This window comes from Mesorhizobium sp. B2-4-3, assembly GCF_006442815.1.
GTDB lineage: Bacteria > Pseudomonadota > Alphaproteobacteria > Rhizobiales > Rhizobiaceae > Mesorhizobium.
In genome coordinates this window covers 93,193-108,581 of sequence record NZ_VFVL01000018.1, presented here as the reverse complement: position 1 = coordinate 108,581, position 15,389 = coordinate 93,193, and the positions used below count along the sequence as shown (strand labels likewise).

Annotated in this window: 8 protein-coding genes and 1 tRNA gene; 3 read left to right on the top strand and 6 right to left on the bottom strand. The window is 66.1% G+C overall.

Translation table 11 applies throughout. The features are described from left to right. Positions 1-209 precede the first annotated feature (209 nt). A complete protein-coding gene (locus tag FJ956_RS18120) occupies positions 210-2,168 on the top strand; it encodes an acetoacetate--CoA ligase (RefSeq protein ID WP_140679322.1) in 1,959 nt (652 codons plus the stop codon). A gap of 252 nt (positions 2,169-2,420) precedes the next feature. Here the strand turns inward: FJ956_RS18120 and FJ956_RS18115 are convergent, their stop codons facing one another. Continuing rightward, positions 2,421-6,485 (bottom strand): PAS domain S-box protein, encoded by a 4,065-nt coding sequence (locus FJ956_RS18115; protein ID WP_140679320.1) that lies wholly within the window; start codon positions 6,483-6,485, stop codon positions 2,421-2,423. A 262-nt stretch (positions 6,486-6,747) separates the two neighbouring features. Between FJ956_RS18115 and FJ956_RS18110 the strand changes: the two genes are divergently transcribed. Both FJ956_RS18110 and FJ956_RS18105 read left to right on the top strand, forming a co-directional pair. Then, positions 6,748-7,212, top strand: a complete 465-nt coding sequence (locus FJ956_RS18110) for a phasin (protein ID WP_140679318.1) — start codon at positions 6,748-6,750, stop codon at positions 7,210-7,212. A 339-nt stretch (positions 7,213-7,551) separates the two neighbouring features. Further along, positions 7,552-7,628 (top strand) — tRNA-His (locus tag FJ956_RS18105). 164 nt (positions 7,629-7,792) lie between these two features. On the opposite strand, the gene FJ956_RS18100 is transcribed toward FJ956_RS18105, so the two are convergent. The 5 genes from FJ956_RS18100 to FJ956_RS18075 form a co-directional block, all read right to left on the bottom strand. Then, positions 7,793-9,328 (bottom strand): SRPBCC family protein, encoded by a 1,536-nt coding sequence (locus FJ956_RS18100; protein WP_140679315.1) that lies wholly within the window; start codon positions 9,326-9,328, stop codon positions 7,793-7,795. 10 nt (positions 9,329-9,338) lie between these two features. Beyond that, positions 9,339-9,776 carry an SRPBCC family protein gene (locus FJ956_RS18095; RefSeq protein ID WP_140679313.1) on the bottom strand — a complete coding sequence of 146 codons (438 nt, stop codon included), beginning with the start codon at positions 9,774-9,776 and terminating at the stop codon, positions 9,339-9,341. 306 nt (positions 9,777-10,082) lie between these two features. Then, entirely contained in the window at positions 10,083-12,287 is a 2,205-nt protein-coding gene (locus tag FJ956_RS18085; RefSeq protein ID WP_140679311.1) for a flotillin family protein, read from the bottom strand. A gap of 89 nt (positions 12,288-12,376) precedes the next feature. Continuing rightward, positions 12,377-14,596 carry an ABC transporter permease gene (locus tag FJ956_RS18080; protein WP_140679309.1) on the bottom strand — a complete coding sequence of 740 codons (2,220 nt, stop codon included), beginning with the start codon at positions 14,594-14,596 and terminating at the stop codon, positions 12,377-12,379. Then, positions 14,589-15,374 carry an ABC transporter ATP-binding protein gene (locus FJ956_RS18075; protein ID WP_140679306.1) on the bottom strand — a complete coding sequence of 262 codons (786 nt, stop codon included), beginning with the start codon at positions 15,372-15,374 and terminating at the stop codon, positions 14,589-14,591. Before FJ956_RS18075 ends, FJ956_RS18080 begins: the two co-directional genes overlap by 8 nt. Positions 15,375-15,389: the final 15 nt, after the last annotated feature.

Genomic DNA, 15,389 nt, shown 5'->3' with positions numbered 1-15,389 from the left:
GACGCTTTTCAAGTCTTTATGGCCTTGCGATGGCATTTGCGCAGCGGTAGCCATGGGGCGCCCGAACAAAATCTTGCTCTGCTGCGCTGCAATATGCATAAGCGGTCTGCACGATCCCGATCCGCAATCGCGGGCCGTTTCTGGGACGATGGCATAGGCGACGTTGGGCTTAACTGGCTCGAACGCGACGCGCTTTGGGAGGAGCGATCATGGCCGCCGACACACCTTTGTGGACCCCGACGCAGGAGCGGATCGACGCAGAGCCCCTGACCGCGTTCATGAAGGCCGCGCAAGCGAAGGCCGGGTTGTCGTTCTCCGGCTATGCCGAACTCCATCGCTGGTCGATCGACGACCGCGAAGCCTTCTGGAGCCTGGTCTGGGATTTCTGCGGGCTTGTCGGCGACAAGGGCGCGCGGCACCTCGTCGACGGCGAGAAGATGCCCGGCGCCAGCTTCTTCCCCGACGCCAGGCTCAATTTCGCCGAGAACCTTCTGCAGAAGACCGGCAGCGGCCCGGCCATCGTCTTCCGCGGCGAGGACAAGGTCGAGCGGCGGCTGTCCTGGAAAGAGCTCCATGCGCTGACCTCGCGGCTGCAGCAGCTCTTCCTGTCGCTCGGCGTCAAGGCCGGCGACCGCATCGCCGCCATGATGCCGAATATGCCCGAGACGATCGCGGCGATGCTGGCGGCAAGCTCGATCGGCGCCGTCTGGTCGTCATGCTCTCCCGATTTCGGCGAGCAGGGCGTGCTCGACCGCTTCGGCCAGATCGAGCCGGTCGTCTTCATCGCGCCGGACGGCTATTGGTACAACGGCAAGGCGATCGAGGTGGCCGACAAGGTGCGCGCCGTGGCCGAGAAACTCACGAGCGTGCGCAAGGTGCTCATCGTCGACTATCTCGGCACCTCGAGCGATGTCGCCACCGCCATCGACAAGGCAGCCGCGCTCGAAGAGGCGCTCTCGCCCTTTGCCGCCAGGACTGTCAGCTTCGAGCGGCTGCCCTTCGCCCATCCACTCTACATCCTGTTCTCCTCGGGCACGACCGGCATCCCGAAATGCATTGTGCATTCGGCCGGCGGCACGCTGATCCAGCACGTCAAGGAGCATCGGCTGCATGCCGGCCTGCTCGACGGCGATCACCTGTTCTATTTCACCACCTGCGGCTGGATGATGTGGAACTGGCTGGTCTCGGGCCTCGCCTCGGGCGCGACGCTTTTGCTCTATGACGGCTCGCCCTTCTACCCCGACGGCAATGCGCTGTTCGATTTCGCCGATGCCGAGAAGATGACCTATTTCGGCACCTCGGCCAAATTCATCGATTCGGTCCGCAAGGCCGGTCTGAAGCCGATCGCCAGCCACGATCTGTCGAGCGTGCGCACCATCTCCTCCACCGGCTCGCCATTGTCGCCGGAGGATTTCCGCTTCGTCTATGACGGGATCAAGAAGGACGTGCATCTGGCCTCGATCTCGGGCGGCACCGACATCGTGTCTTGCTTCGTGCTCGGCGTGCCGACCGAACCGGTCTGGACCGGCGAGATCCAGGGCCCCGGCCTTGGCCTGGCGGTCGACGTCTGGGACGACGACGGCAAGCCGATCCGGCAGGCGAAGGGCGAGCTTGTCTGCACCAGGACCTTCCCGTCGATGCCGATCGGTTTCTGGAACGATCCCGAAGGCAAGAAATATCACGCGGCCTATTTCGAGCGTTTCGACAATGTCTGGTGCCATGGCGACTTCGCCGAATGGACGGAACATGGCGGCATGATCATCCACGGCCGGTCCGACGCCACGCTCAATCCGGGCGGGGTCAGGATCGGCACGGCCGAGATCTACAACCAGGTCGAGCAGATGCCGGAAATCCTCGAGGCGCTCTGCATCGGCCAGGATTTCGACAACGACGTGCGCGTCGTGCTGTTTGTGCGGCTGGCCGCCGGCGTGACCCTCAACGAGGATCTGGAAAAGCGCATCCGCGCCAGGATCCGCGCCGGCGCCAGCCCGCGTCACGTGCCGGCCAGGATCGTCGCCGTCACAGACATCCCGCGCACAAAGTCGGGCAAGATCACCGAGCTCGCGGTACGCGACGTGGTCCACGGCCGCACTGTGAAGAACAAGGAAGCGCTCGCCAATCCGGAAGCGCTGGAGCTGTTCCGCGACCTGCCGCAGCTGGCGGGCTGACGGCATGTCGTGGTTAACGAAATCTGTCCGGCGAATTTACCTAGATTTTACGGGTGGTACACATTCGTAAATTTTTTTGGCACCCGGTAAGGACTTGTTAAGGGACGACCCCGATAGTCGCGTGTAACTTGAGGGAGAAATCCCGTTCCTCGCCCCTGAGGTTCAGCTCAAGCCCCCGTTGTGACAGCATCCCATTTCTCAAGGCGTCCTCCAGGACGCCTTTTTCTTTGGCCGAACCCTTTTCCTGCGATGTTATTCGGCGAGCACGCGGGTCGAGGGGAAGGCGACCTCGACCAGGGTTCCTTCGCCAGGCGTCGAGGTGATGGCGAAACGGGCTCGGTTCGCCTCCACCATGGCCTTGGTGAGGGGCAGGCCAAGGCCAGTGCCGTCGCCGCGTCCGCGCTTCAACGCATTGATCTGCTTGAACGGCTTCAGCGCCTGCTCGATCTCGGCCTGGGTCATGCCGATGCCGGTGTCGCGCACGCGCATGACGACATCGCCCGAGGCTTCGTATGCGGTCGAGACGATCACCTGGCCGCCGGCCTGGGTGTAGCGGATGGCGTTGGACAGCACGTTCAGGGCGATCTGGCGCACGCTTCTCAGGTCCGCCACCACTTCCGGCAGCCGCGAGGCGAAGCTGGAGCGGATGATGACGCGTTCGCGATTGGCCTGCGGCTGCATCATCGCCACCGTCTCGGCCAGCGTGTCGTTGAGCGACACTGCCTCGTAATCCATCTCCTGCTGGCCGGCCTCGATCTTCGAGATGTCGAGCAGGTCGTTGACGAGGTCGAGCACATGGTTGCCCGAGCGGTTGATGTCGCGCAGGTAGTCGCGATAGCGGTCGTTGGTGATCGGGCCGAATTTCTCGTCCACCATCAGCTCGGAAAAGCCGATGATGGCGTTGAGCGGGGTGCGGATCTCATGGCTGATGCGGGCCAGGAAATCCGTCTTCTGCGAGGAGGCGCGCTCGGCCACCGCGCGCGCTTGCGTCAGGTCTTCCTCGGCACGCTTCCATTGCGTGATGTCGCGCACCACGGCGCAGAAGCCACTGTCGTTGGGCAACCGGCCGATGGTCATGAACAGTGGAATGAAACGTCCCTGCGCCTCGCGGCCGATGACCTCGCGGCCGTCATTCAAGACGCTCGCCACCCCCGGCTCCGAAAGGCCGGCGAGATAGTCGCGCGCCGCGCGCTGGCTCTCGATGGCGAACAGCGAGGCAAAGGGCTTGCCGGCGACCTCGTCGCTGTCAAAACCGAACAGCGCCTCCGCCGGCCGGCTGATCGAACGGATGTCGCCGTCGCGGCCGATCAGCACGACGCCGTCCGTGGCGGTGTCGATGATGGTGCGCATTTCCGCAATGCGCGACTTCAGTTCCGGCACGTCCGGCTGCAGCGCCGGTTCGTCATTGGCGGCGGTGAAATGCGCCGCGTCGTCCTCGCCGGAGCGCCGCACCACCAGCATCAGCGCCTTGCCGCCGCGCCACGGCACTGAGCGCAGCAGCGCGTCGATCGGGAATTCCTGGCCCTGGCGGGTCTTGAGCTTCAGCGAGTGGTCGCTTTCGTCCGCCGCGGTGTCCTCGGCATATGGATCGGCGAAGAGCGCGCCCAGCCCCCCGGCATCCGCGAGGTCGTCCAGCGCATCGTAGCCGGTGAGTTCGAGGAAGGCGTCATTGGCATAATGCAGCATGTCGCCCGAATGGATGAGCAGCGGCACCGGCAGCCTGGCGAGGATGGATGTATCGGGCGCCTTGGCGTCCTCGCCGGTCGAAAAAGCGGACGGCACGAAACCCGACAGTTTGAGCGGCGGCACGTCGAGGCGCGGCCGCGCCGGCGCTGCCGCTTCTTCCGGCTGTTCTTCCGCCGCCGCGGCGGCATCGGCGTCGGAGCCTGCCCAATCCTCATTGTCCTGCGCATCGCGGAAATCGTCGGCGGTCATGCTGTCGTCGGCCGTCGCATCGGGGCCCGACTGCCCGGCCGCGACCGGCTGCGCCGCGGGCTCTTCGACGGACCGCTGCAGCTCTGCGGCAGCAGGTTCGGCAGCCTCCCGGGCGCCCTCTGCTTGCTCGCTCTGGGAAACCGGCGCGCCACCGGCGTCTTCCGTGGGTTTCTCGTCATCGGCAAAGTTGAGCAGCGAGCCGGAAACGGCCGAGGTCTCGGCCTGGCCGGTGTCGCCCGTCTCGGCAGCGCCATCGATGCCGTCGAGCCGCGCCAGATCTTCCTGGTCTTCCGCCTCGGTCTCCGCTTCCGCGGTCTCCGCATCGGCCTTCGCGTCATCAGCTTCCGGGGCTTGCGCTGCGGATGTTGGGCTTGCTTCCCGCGCGGAATCGTCGTGCTCCGCCGCGTCGGGTGGAAGCGACTGGTTAACGTCGGCCCTCGTTTCGTTGGCCGCTTCCTTCACCGCCGCATCCTCGCTGGCGACAGCGGCATCCGGCTGCTTGTCAGCGTCAGGGGCGGGTTCCTCGGCAGGCGCGGAGCTGTCCTTGCGCAGCCGCTCGCCGATCTCGCGGAAGGCGCTGCGCTCGAGGATCGACAGGCTCCTCTGACTTGCCGGCGTGTCGCTTCCCGGCTGCTTGTCGTTGGCCGGCTGGCGATGCTCGGCCAGCCTTATCACCTTGTCGGCGAAGCGCCGCTCCGGCTTCGGCACGATGGTCAATGCCGGCACCTCGCCCTGGAAGGGGTCTTCAGGCTTCGACTGTTCGGTCTGTTCGGAGCCTGGCTGCTCGAGCGGTGTCTCGGCCGCTGCAGCAGCGGCTCCGGCTGGTGCGGCATTCGGCACCAGGGCCATGCCAAGCGCTTCCGGATCGACCACTGCGTCGGCGCCGCGCGCGACGCCAAAGCCGCGAAAACCCTCGAAGGCGCGGCTGCGGCCATAGACGGGCAGCGCCGCCAGATCGACGGGGATCTTTAGGCCGGTTCCAGCCACCGGCCACAGCACCGAGCGGCCGGACCAGGTATCGCGCCGGTCGAGCAGGCCGGCGATCTCACCCGAGGCGTCGAGGCCGAAAGTGGCCGCGACGTCCTTGAAGCGGCGGCCGATCACATCGGCGGCAGGCTGGCCGACGATGTCGGCGAATTCGGGCGACAGCGCGCTGAACCGGCCTTCGGCGTCGGTGCGCCAGACGAAGCGCAGCGGCGGCGCGGAGCGGTCGATGCCGCGGGGCGGGGTCGGCTGGGCGGGCGTGGCGGTTTCGCGTGCGGCGGCTTCGCCGCCATCCTGCCCTTGGCCTTCGGCCGTGGCGGCCCCCTCCGGTGCGCCCTTCGCCGGCGCCGCCGGCTGAGCGTGCCCAGCGTCTTCGTTGCCGGCATTGAAGTACCAATGGTCGTGCTGGCCGGCGCCGGCATCGGCGGCCTGCCGGCTGGTGTCGGCGGCGTCGGCCTGATGGTCGGTCCGGGTAGACCGCTGGCCCGCCAGGGTCCGGCTCTCCGCGTCGGGCCGTGCGTCGCCGTCGGGAGCCTCCGGGGCTGGCTCGGTGTCTTCGCCAGCCGCCACGGTAGGCACTTGGTTGTCCTGGACAGGCTGAGGCTCGGGCTCGAGTGCCGGGCTTTCACCTGGCGGCGGGGCGCTAACCGCCTCGGGCGCCGCAACTTGTCGATCGCCGGTCTGATCGCCCTGATCGGTGACCGGCTGATCGTCTTGGCCGCCATCGGAGTCGTCGAGCTGGTCCTCGTCGATCACCACCAGCAGATGGCGCGTGTCGGTGAGCCGTGCAAAACCGGCCGGGTAGGAGGTATCGGCACCCGGCACGAGCCGCTTGACGATACGGTCGCCGCTGCTTGCCACATCGGCGACGAGGGCAGCCAGCGTCCGCGGCTCGATGCCGAGCGCCGCAAAGCCGTCCGAGGCTGCTTCGACATCGCCTTGCGCGTCGACGAAGGCAATGAAATGCCCGGCCTCGGTGAAGCCGCCGATTGCACGGCTGGCGATTTCGCCGGTGCTACGCGAGCTGGTCTGCGCCGCCGGCACCGCCAGCATGATTGCCGTCTCGCCGTCCGGCATCGTCACTGCGCTGGCCAGGAAGCCGGCCGCGCGGCTCACCATGCCGGTGGCCAGCCTCACCGTGATGGCGCGATCGCTGCCGATATTGGGAAAGCCGCTGGTCGCCATGATCTGCCGGCGCGCGACCAGCGGCAGCCGCGCCGAGGCGCCGATGATGGCCTCGATATCCGGATAACCGAACGCCGACGCCCCCGGACCGTTCGCCCAGATCACCTGTTCGAGGTCGACCGACAAAATGGCCAAGGCATCGCCCGCGGCAAAGCGCTGGCGCACCGCGTCGAGCACGGCAACGTCGAGGAAGGAGTAGTTTTCAGGCGGCATGCGCTGGCCAACCCTCCGGAGCGGGCATTTTTTCAGTTAACGCTTTGTTAATAAAAGCCTGCGGCCCGGAGGTCCACAAGCCAAGGCTTGCATCGGTCGAAATCTCTGGGCTCTTGGTTAACGGCTCTCATGACTAACGTAGGGGAAGATTTTATGGTGCGGTGCAACAAAGATGTTGCAATGCACAAAAAATCCTTTATATTGCCATCATACATGAACGAGACGGCTTTCTGTCAAAGCCGCTGCCCCGAAAGGTTGGAAAATGTCCAAGACCACCGCCAAGACCGCAGAGACCATCGAGAACGTCGAATTCCCGAGCTTCGACGCTTCCAAGGCCTCCGACCAGATCCGCGCCTTCGCCGAGAAGGGCGTCGAGCAGTCGAAGGAAGCTTATGCCAAGCTGAAGACCGGCGCCGAGGAGACCCAGAAGGTTCTGGAGTCGACCTACGAGACCGCCAAGACCGTTTCCAGCGACGTTTCGCTGAAGGCCATCGCCGCGTTGCGCGCCAATGCCGAGGCTGGCTTCTCGCACCTCGAAGCCCTGGTCGGCGCCAAGACCCTTTCGGAAGTCATCGAGCTGCAGACCTCCTTCCTGCGCAAGCGCGTCGAAATGGTAGTCGAGCAGGCCAAGGAGTTCCAGGCCGTTACCACCAAGGCGGTCGAGGACGTCTCCAAGCCGGTCAAGAGCGCCTTTGAGAAAGCAATGAAGGACGCTAAGGCTGCCTGATTTTAGCGCACAACCCTGCGATGCAGCAAAACGTCGCATTTCGTCAGACAAATAGTCGTGCGATAGGGTGGAACAACCAGATACCCGGAAATGGAACCTCCTCCCTCCGTTTCCGGGGTGACCAGCCAGCACCTCCTCCCGCTGGCTCGTAACAGGAAAAGGCCGGCACCTCCTCCCGCCGGCCTTTTCTTTTGCCTTGACGAAGGCGGATGAGGAAACCCGTCCTTTACCTTATCAAGGCCCTTGAATTAGAATCCGATAGCCCGTATTTGACGCATCGCCGAACGACAGAGCGGATCGCGGAGAAAGAAGCTTCCTCGATCCAGCTCAGGCAGGCGTGCCGTTGTAGCTCAGCTGGTTAGAGCGCCGGATTGTGGATCCGGAGGTCGCTGGTTCGATCCCAGCCAACGGTACCATCGCACTTTTCGCGTAAATTGCCGATCTATCGACGTAAATGCCGATCTATCGACGTAAATTGTGACGTTCGATTGCGGATCGTGCTTCCGTTTGCGCACCAAGAACCGGCGTCTGTAGTCCAGTTTGGATCGTCGGCCGTCAGGTGATCAGCCAATCATCCTTGCTACGGCAACAGAATGAGCGCCCCGCTGGTCTTGCGGGCTTCCAAGTCCCGGTGGGCGTCCGCGGCTTTGGCCAGATCGTAGGACGCAGGCTGCCCGATCCTGACGGCGCGCTGGCGAAATGCCGTAAAGAAGCGGTCGACATGCGGCGCGAGCTTCTCGGGCGTGTCGGTGTAATGCGCATAATTGGGCCGCGAAACGGTGATCGACTTCGAGGCCAGGCGGTCGATGTCCCAGGCGCCGACCGGCCCCGACGCCTGGCCGAAGCTGACGAGATGGCCGCGTGTGGCAAGGGCCGCGAGCGAGCCGGCGAACGTGTCGACACCGACGGCATCGTAAATGACGTTGGCGCCTGCGCCGGCAGTTAGCCGCATCACCGCCTCGCTGAAATCCTCCCGGGAGTAGACGATGACATGGTGCGCGCCGAGACGCTCGACGATGCGCGCCTTGTCATCGCTCGACACGGTTGCGATCACGGTGGCGCCGAGATGGCGCGCCCATTGCACCAGCAATTGGCCGATGCCGCCGGCGGCGGCGTGGACGAGCACGATCTCGCCCGGCCGAACCGCATGGACGTCATGCAGCAGGAAGCTGGCCGACACGCCCTTGAGCAGGCTCGCGGCGGCGGCTTCGTCCGCTATGTCGTCCGACAGCCGCACCAGCAGGTCGGCCGTCATGTTGCGGCGCTCGGCATAGGCGCCGACCGGCGGGCAGGCATAGGCCACCCGATCGCCGACCGACAGGCCGGATATTGCCGCGCCGACAGCCTCGATGACACCTGCCGCTTCCATGCCGGGAACGCCAGGCAGCCGCAAGAGATCGAAGAAGCCGGTGCGGCAATAGACGTCGATGAAGTTGACGCCGATCGCCGTATGGCGGATCCGCACCTCGTCGGGCGCCGGCGGCGGCAATGCGATTTCCTTCAGCTGCAGCACGTCCGGCCCGCCATAGCGGTCGACGAGGATCGCGCGCGTCGTTTCTTGCGTGCCCAGGGACGGTGCGAGGATCGACGGTACGGGGGTCGAGCGGGGCACAACGCCTGTTGGCCTCGACGGCATGATTGCCGGCGACGGCCTCGCCTCGGCCGGCGTGGCGGCGCCGCGGCGCCCCAGCAGATTGCGGATCGCGGCAAAGCCGGCACGATAGATGTCTTCGGCGACCAGCTTCACCAGTTCGTCGCGGCGATGCTCCGGCGGGTGGAATTCCGAGCGCCATTCCCAGAAGGTGGCGTTGCCGTCGGTCACCGGCTTCAGCCGTATCGACGCGACATAGCCCATCAATGGCAACGGCGCCTCGAGCAGGCAGTAGCTCAGCCGGCGCTCCTTGTCGGACAGCGCCAGAAGCTGCTCGCGCAGCTCGCCGCCGTCGGCCAGACGGAAATGGCGCACGGCGCCGACCGCGTCGGCCGGCTCGCCGCCATCGATCTCGCTCGACGTAATCGCCGGGTGCCAGCGGTCGTGGCCGTTGAAATCGCGCAGGATGGCCCAGACCTCCTCGATCGGGGCATCGATGATCGTGCTCTGGCGGACCTGGACCATTCGCGGCGGGTCAGCGTCCGAAGCGCTGCTTCAGCGCGGTGAGCGCGGCCTGGAACACGCCGCTGCCTATCTGCTGCGTCAGCGCCGCCTCGCGCCCGGGGGCGCAATCGAACTCGGCCTGCCATTCGGCCAACGTCAAATTGCCGTCGGTTATCGGCGTCAGCGACAGGGTAGCGACGTAGTTCTCCACCTGCATCGGGCTCTCCAGGATCGCATAGCTGCAGGAGAGGTCGTAGTCCGACAGCGCCAGCAGTCGCTCGCGGATCCGTCCGCCGTCCCTGAGCGTGAAACTGCGGATGCAGCCGATCCGGTCGGCATGCGCGTTCTGCTCGATGCGGCTCTCGGCCACGAAAGGCGCCCAGTCCGGCAAGCCGTTGAAGTCGCGCACGACCTTCCAGACGTCCGCGGCCGGGGCCGGGATGACCGAGGAGACATAGACCTTGGTCATGCTTGAGAGCCGCCTGTGGGCATGGCAGTCCACGCATGCACTGTCTCGCGCCGCGCCAGCTCGACCCCCGCTCCGTCGAGCTTCGCTCGACACCTCTCCCCCGATCGACGGGGGAGAGGAAGGGCGCGAACCGTCCGCGGCGGGCTCCCTTCCTCTCCCTCCGGAGGGGGGAGAGGTGGCGCTGCGAAGCAGCGGCGGAGTGGGGGAACCACTTGGCAATCATCGCGAACCGACGCAGCACGGCAATCGGGCGCAGGACGTCGTCTCGCACGGCCCAACGAAGCGCAAGGAAACACCGCCCTCACCTCAATGGTCGCGGTCGTCATCGTCGTCCTTGGCGGTCTTGCCCTTGCCCTTCCCTTGCCCTTCTTGTCGCTTGTCGCGGGCCAGGTTCGAAATGTCCTTGGCATCGCGCAGCACGTCGGTCATGCGTCCGAGCGAGCCGCCCTCGATGCCGATCTCCTTCATCAGATTGTCGATCATCGGCGCCTGAACCCGGTAACGCAGCGCCGAATCGATCACCTCGTCGGTGACGTTGCGGTTGCCGCCCGACCCGCCGTTGATGCCGTCGACATGCAGGATCTTGATGCCGTCGATCTTCTCCATCGGCTTGACGCTCTCGCGGATGATGCCTTCCATGTGATCCAGCAATTTGCCGCGCAGGCGCCCGGCGCGCGCCTCGCTGGAGAGCAGGTTCTCCGCTTCGTTGATCTGCCGGTGGCCGGCCGCATCGACTTCGTAGCGCTGGGCGGCGGCAAGGGCGTGGATCTTTTCCGATTCGGCGGCGGCGACAGCCGCGATCTTCTGTGCCTCCGCCAGGCTCTTTGCGGCCTTCATCTCGGCTTCGGCGGCGGCCGTGACGCGAAGCGCTTCGCGCTCCGCCTCTCGGCTAGCGGCGATCAGGTCGGTCAGCTTGCGGCGCTCGGCGATCTCGCGCTCGCGGGCGGTCAAGGCCTGTTCCTCGGCCTGGATGGCCTTGGCGCGGACGGCTTCCGAGGCGGCGATCGCCGAGGAGCGTTCCTGCGTCTTCTTGGCGATGTCGATAGCCTTCTGGATCTCGGCGATCTCGATCTTCTGGTCGCGGTCGACGCTGAGCTGACGCAGATCCCGTTCCTTGATGAGGCGAGCCTCCTCGATACCGCGCTCGGTGGTGATGCGGGCTCGCTCGACCTCTTCGCCGGCCGAGATCTCGGCTTCCTCGAAGGCCTGGCGCTTGGCGATCTGCAAGGCTTCGAGATGGCGTTCCCGTTCGATCCGGACCTCGTCGACCACGCGTTCCTGTGCAATGCGCGCGGTCTCGGTTGCCTGGTTCTCGACAATCTCTGCGCGGCGCTTTTCCGCCTCGGCCTTGGTGACTTCCAGCGCCTTCTCGGCCAGCGCGATCTGGCGTTCGAGCTCGGCAATTTCGAGCGCCTTCTTGCGTTCGATCTCGAGCCCGCTCTGCGCGCCTTCGCGCTCGATGCGAGCCTTCTCCAGCGCAAGTCCGAGAGCGATCTGCTCGCGCTCGGTCAATTCGCGCATCTTCATCTCGGCCTCGTCGAGCGCGCGGCGGCGCGCGATCTCGCGGCGCTGCGTGTCTTCCTCGCTGCGGATGCGTTCCTCGGTGATGCTGCGCTCCTGGGCAAGGCGCGATTTCTCTACCGCCTCGCGCGCGGAAAGCTGCGCCTGTTCGGCTTCCTGGTCGCGCACGGCGCGCTCCCTGGCGAGCTCGGAGCGCTGCGCCGCGCGCCTTATCTCCACTTCGCGCTCCTGTTCGAGGCGCGCATATTCGGTGTCGCGCTCGATCTCCAGCACCTTGCGCTGCGTGTCGAGGTTCTGGTTGCGGATGTCGACCAAAGTGCGCTGCTCGATCTCGTTGCGCATGCGGCGCCTGGTCTCGATGGACTCCGTCAGCTGCGTCAGGCCTTCGGCATCGAAGGCGTTGGACGGATCGAAATATTCGAGACTGGTCTGGTCGAGGTCGACGATGGCGACGCTTTCCAGTTCAAGCCCGTTGGCGGCCAGCGACTCCTCGGCCAGCCTGCGCACCTTGGCGGCATAGTCGCCGCGCAGCTCGTGCATCTCCTCCAGCGTCATCTGGGCGGCGACGGTGCGCATGGCGCCGGCGAACTTGCCCTCCAGCAATTCGCGCAGGTCGTCGGGCTGCAATGTGCGGCGGCCGAGCGTCTGCGCGGCCGCGGCAACGAATTCGCGGCTCGCGCCGACGCGGACGAAGAACTCCGCGATCAGGTCGACGCGCATGCGGTTCCTGGTGATCAGCGCCAGCGCGTCCTCGCGGCGAACCTCGATGCGCAGCACCCCCATGTTGACCGGGGTGATCTCGTGCAGCACCGGAATGACGAAGGCGCCGCCATTGACCACCACCTTCTCGCCCAGGAAGCCGGTCCGCACGAACGCCGTCTCCTTCGTCGAGCGGCGATAGAGCCATCGCAGGATGTAGACGGCGATCACCACGACGACCGCGGCAACGATCAGCCACAACAGGAAAGCGCCAAAGCTCTGCGCGTCCATCACCTATCCTCCCAGCACGATCCGGTCGGCGCGAGGCGACCGGCACCAATTTCAAACATCCACCCGCGGTGGCGCGAAAGTCCATTGCTTCATGCCCGCCTCTGCAGCTTCGGGGTGATCGCGTGGAACGCGTTGATCACCGCATCGACAAAGGGGGCGTCGTTGATGTTCGCGCGCACGCGCTCGACATGGCGTTGCGGCGTCCTGCGAACGATCCTTTCGATCGCTTCGAACAGAGCGTTGTCGGCTTCCGGATCGTGAAAGGGCTGGCCGGGCGCATCGAGCAGCGACACGCCGCCCTCGGGCAGCAGGAAGCGCACCGGTCCGTCCATGGCGTTGAGCCGCGCGCCGATCCATTCGCCGAAGGCGCGGTTCTCGTCGCGGGTCGTGCGCATCAGCGTGACGTTTGGATTGTGGATGACGAATTTGCGGCCGCGGAACTTTTCCGGCACGGTCTCGCGCGGCCCGAAATTGACCATGTCGAGCGCGCCGGCCGAGCCGACATAGGGCAGCCTTGTGCGGATCGCCGCCCCGAAACGATCCTCGGTCGCCGGGAAGACGCCGCCGACGATCATGTCGGCCACTTCGGTCGTGGTGAGATCGAGGAAGGCCGACAGCAACCGGGAATCGCCGAGATTCTCCATGGCGCGCCCGCCGATGCCGGTGGCGTGGAAGACGAGGCAGTCATAGTCGGCTTCGAGCCGTTTCGTCACCGCCTGCACCGCCGGCGTGGTGACGCCGAACATGGTGATGCCGAGGGCAGGGCGCGCCAGCCTGCGCCGGGCGTCCCACGCCTCTGCATTGGGCAGTTGCGCGACCATGCCGGCCATGGCATGGGCGGCGTTGGACAGCACTTGCTCGGTGATGGAGTTCAACCCCTGAACATCGGCGACCGAATGGAACATCATGATGTCGGCGCCGCCGACATATTTGGCGACGTCGCCTGCAGCGACCGTCGAGACCATCAGCTTGGGGATGCCGACCGGCAAGACCCGCATGCCCGACGTCGCCAGCGTGGTGCCGCCGGAGCCGCCCGCCGAGATGACGCCGCCGATGCGCGGCTCCCGCTCGATCCAGCGCGCGAAAGCCTCCGCCATGGCGCTGACCGAGCCGCCGCGATCGTCGGTGAAGACGGCCGAGGATCCGCGCGGGTGCATGCCGGCCACCTGCATGGCGGGCACGTCCGCGCTCGACGGCTTTCCCGACGTCGACAGGTCGACGGTGCGCACGGGCAGTCCGAGCGACTTCAGCCGGTCGGCGACGAAGCGCAATTCCTTGCCCTTGGTGTCGAACGTGCCGACGACCAGCACGGTTTTGCCGATGCGCTCGGCAAAGGGGATGGCGAAGACCTTCCTCGGGTCGTCCTGGGGCGCCGTCTTGTCGACGGCCGCCTGCCTCAGTTCGGTGACCGGCACGTTCCAGCGGTTGGGCAATTGGGTGACGGGCCGATAGATGCCGTCGCCCCCCGCCGGCTCGACCGATCCGGCGGCCGTGCGGTCGACGCGATAGACGGCCGCCAGCTGCTCCTTCGCCTGCGCCGCTTCCGTCGGCGTGACAGGCGCTTCCTCGGCGTGGCGTCCGACGCCGAGCAGCCGCTGCTGCAGGTCGCGGTCGGCGGCGAGCGCGGCCGCGTCCATCAGCCGGTTGATGCGGCCATTGACCATGATCGCGACCTGGCTGGAGACGGCGGTGGCGACGCCGATGTTCTGCTCGATCACGAGCACCGCCATCTCGCCTTCGGCGGCAAGGTCGACCAGCATCTTTTCGACCTGGTCGACGATGATCGGCGCCAGCCCCTCGGTCGGCTCGTCCATCACCAGAAGCTTCGGGTCGCTGAGGAGCGCGCGCGAGATGGCGAGCATCTGCTGCTCGCCCCCCGACAGCTGCGATCCGCCATTGTGGCGGCGCTCCGCCAGGCGCGGAAAGGTCTGGTAGACGCGCTCGACCGTCCAGGCGGCATCGCGCCGGTTGCCGGCGGCCAGCCGCAGATGCTCGTCGACCGTCAGGCTCGGCCAGACGCGCCGCCCCTGCGGCACATAGCCGACGCCGAGGCGGTGGATCTCGTGCGGTTCGAGCGCGGTGATCTCGCGGCCATCGAAGCGGATCGAGCCGGAGCGCGTGCGCTTCAGTCCGACGATGGTGTTGCACAGCGTCGACTTGCCCATGCCGTTGCGGCCGACCACGGAAAGCACGCCGCTCTGCAGCGTCAGCGAAATCCCCTGCAAGGCATGGCTCTCGCCGTAGAAGACCTGCAGCTCTTCTATCTTCAGCACCGCCCTGGGGCTTTTGCCGGCGGAGCGTTCAGCCATGCTTGCCTCCGAGATAGATCTGCTGGACCTCCGGATCGGCCTCGATTTCCTGCGGCGTGCCTTCCTTGAACAGGTGCCCATTGTGCATCATCGACACATAGTCCGCCACGCGCAGCGCGACGTCGAGATCGTGCTCGATGATGATGAAACCGATATGCTTCGGCAGCGCGTTGAGGATGGCGACGAGGTCGCGCCGCTCGGTCGGCGAAAGACCCGCCGCCGGTTCGTCGAACAGGATGAAGCGTGGCGCGCCGGCCAGCGCCAGCGCGATTTCGAGCTGGCGCTGCTGGCCGTGGCTGAGCGTCGCCACCAAGGCGTCGCGATGGGCTTCGAGATGAACCGCCTCGAGGATCGATCGCGCCTGCACCATGTTGACGTCGGCGGCGGCGGGCCTCAGCAGCGAAAACCGCCGGCGCGAGACGCCTCGGCAGGCGAGAAAGATGGAATCGATAACAGACAGCCCCTTGAACAGCTGCGAGATCTGGTAGGTGCGGCGCAGGCCGCGGCGGATGCGCTCGTGCGGGGGCAGGTCGGTGATGTCCTCGCCGAAGAAGCGGATGCGTCCGGCGGTCGGCAGGAAGTCGCCGGTCACGGCGTTGAAGAGGGTAGTCTTGCCGGCGCCGTTGGAGCCGAGGACCGCGCGCCGCTCGCCGGCCGCGATCCTCATGTCTATGCCCGAGAGCGCCACCAGCGCTCCGAAATGCCGCGCCACGCCATCGAGCTCCAGCGCGTAGGCACCGGAGCTCTGCAGACGGTTCGCGGCCAGGTTTTCGGTCACTGACGGGGCTCTTGC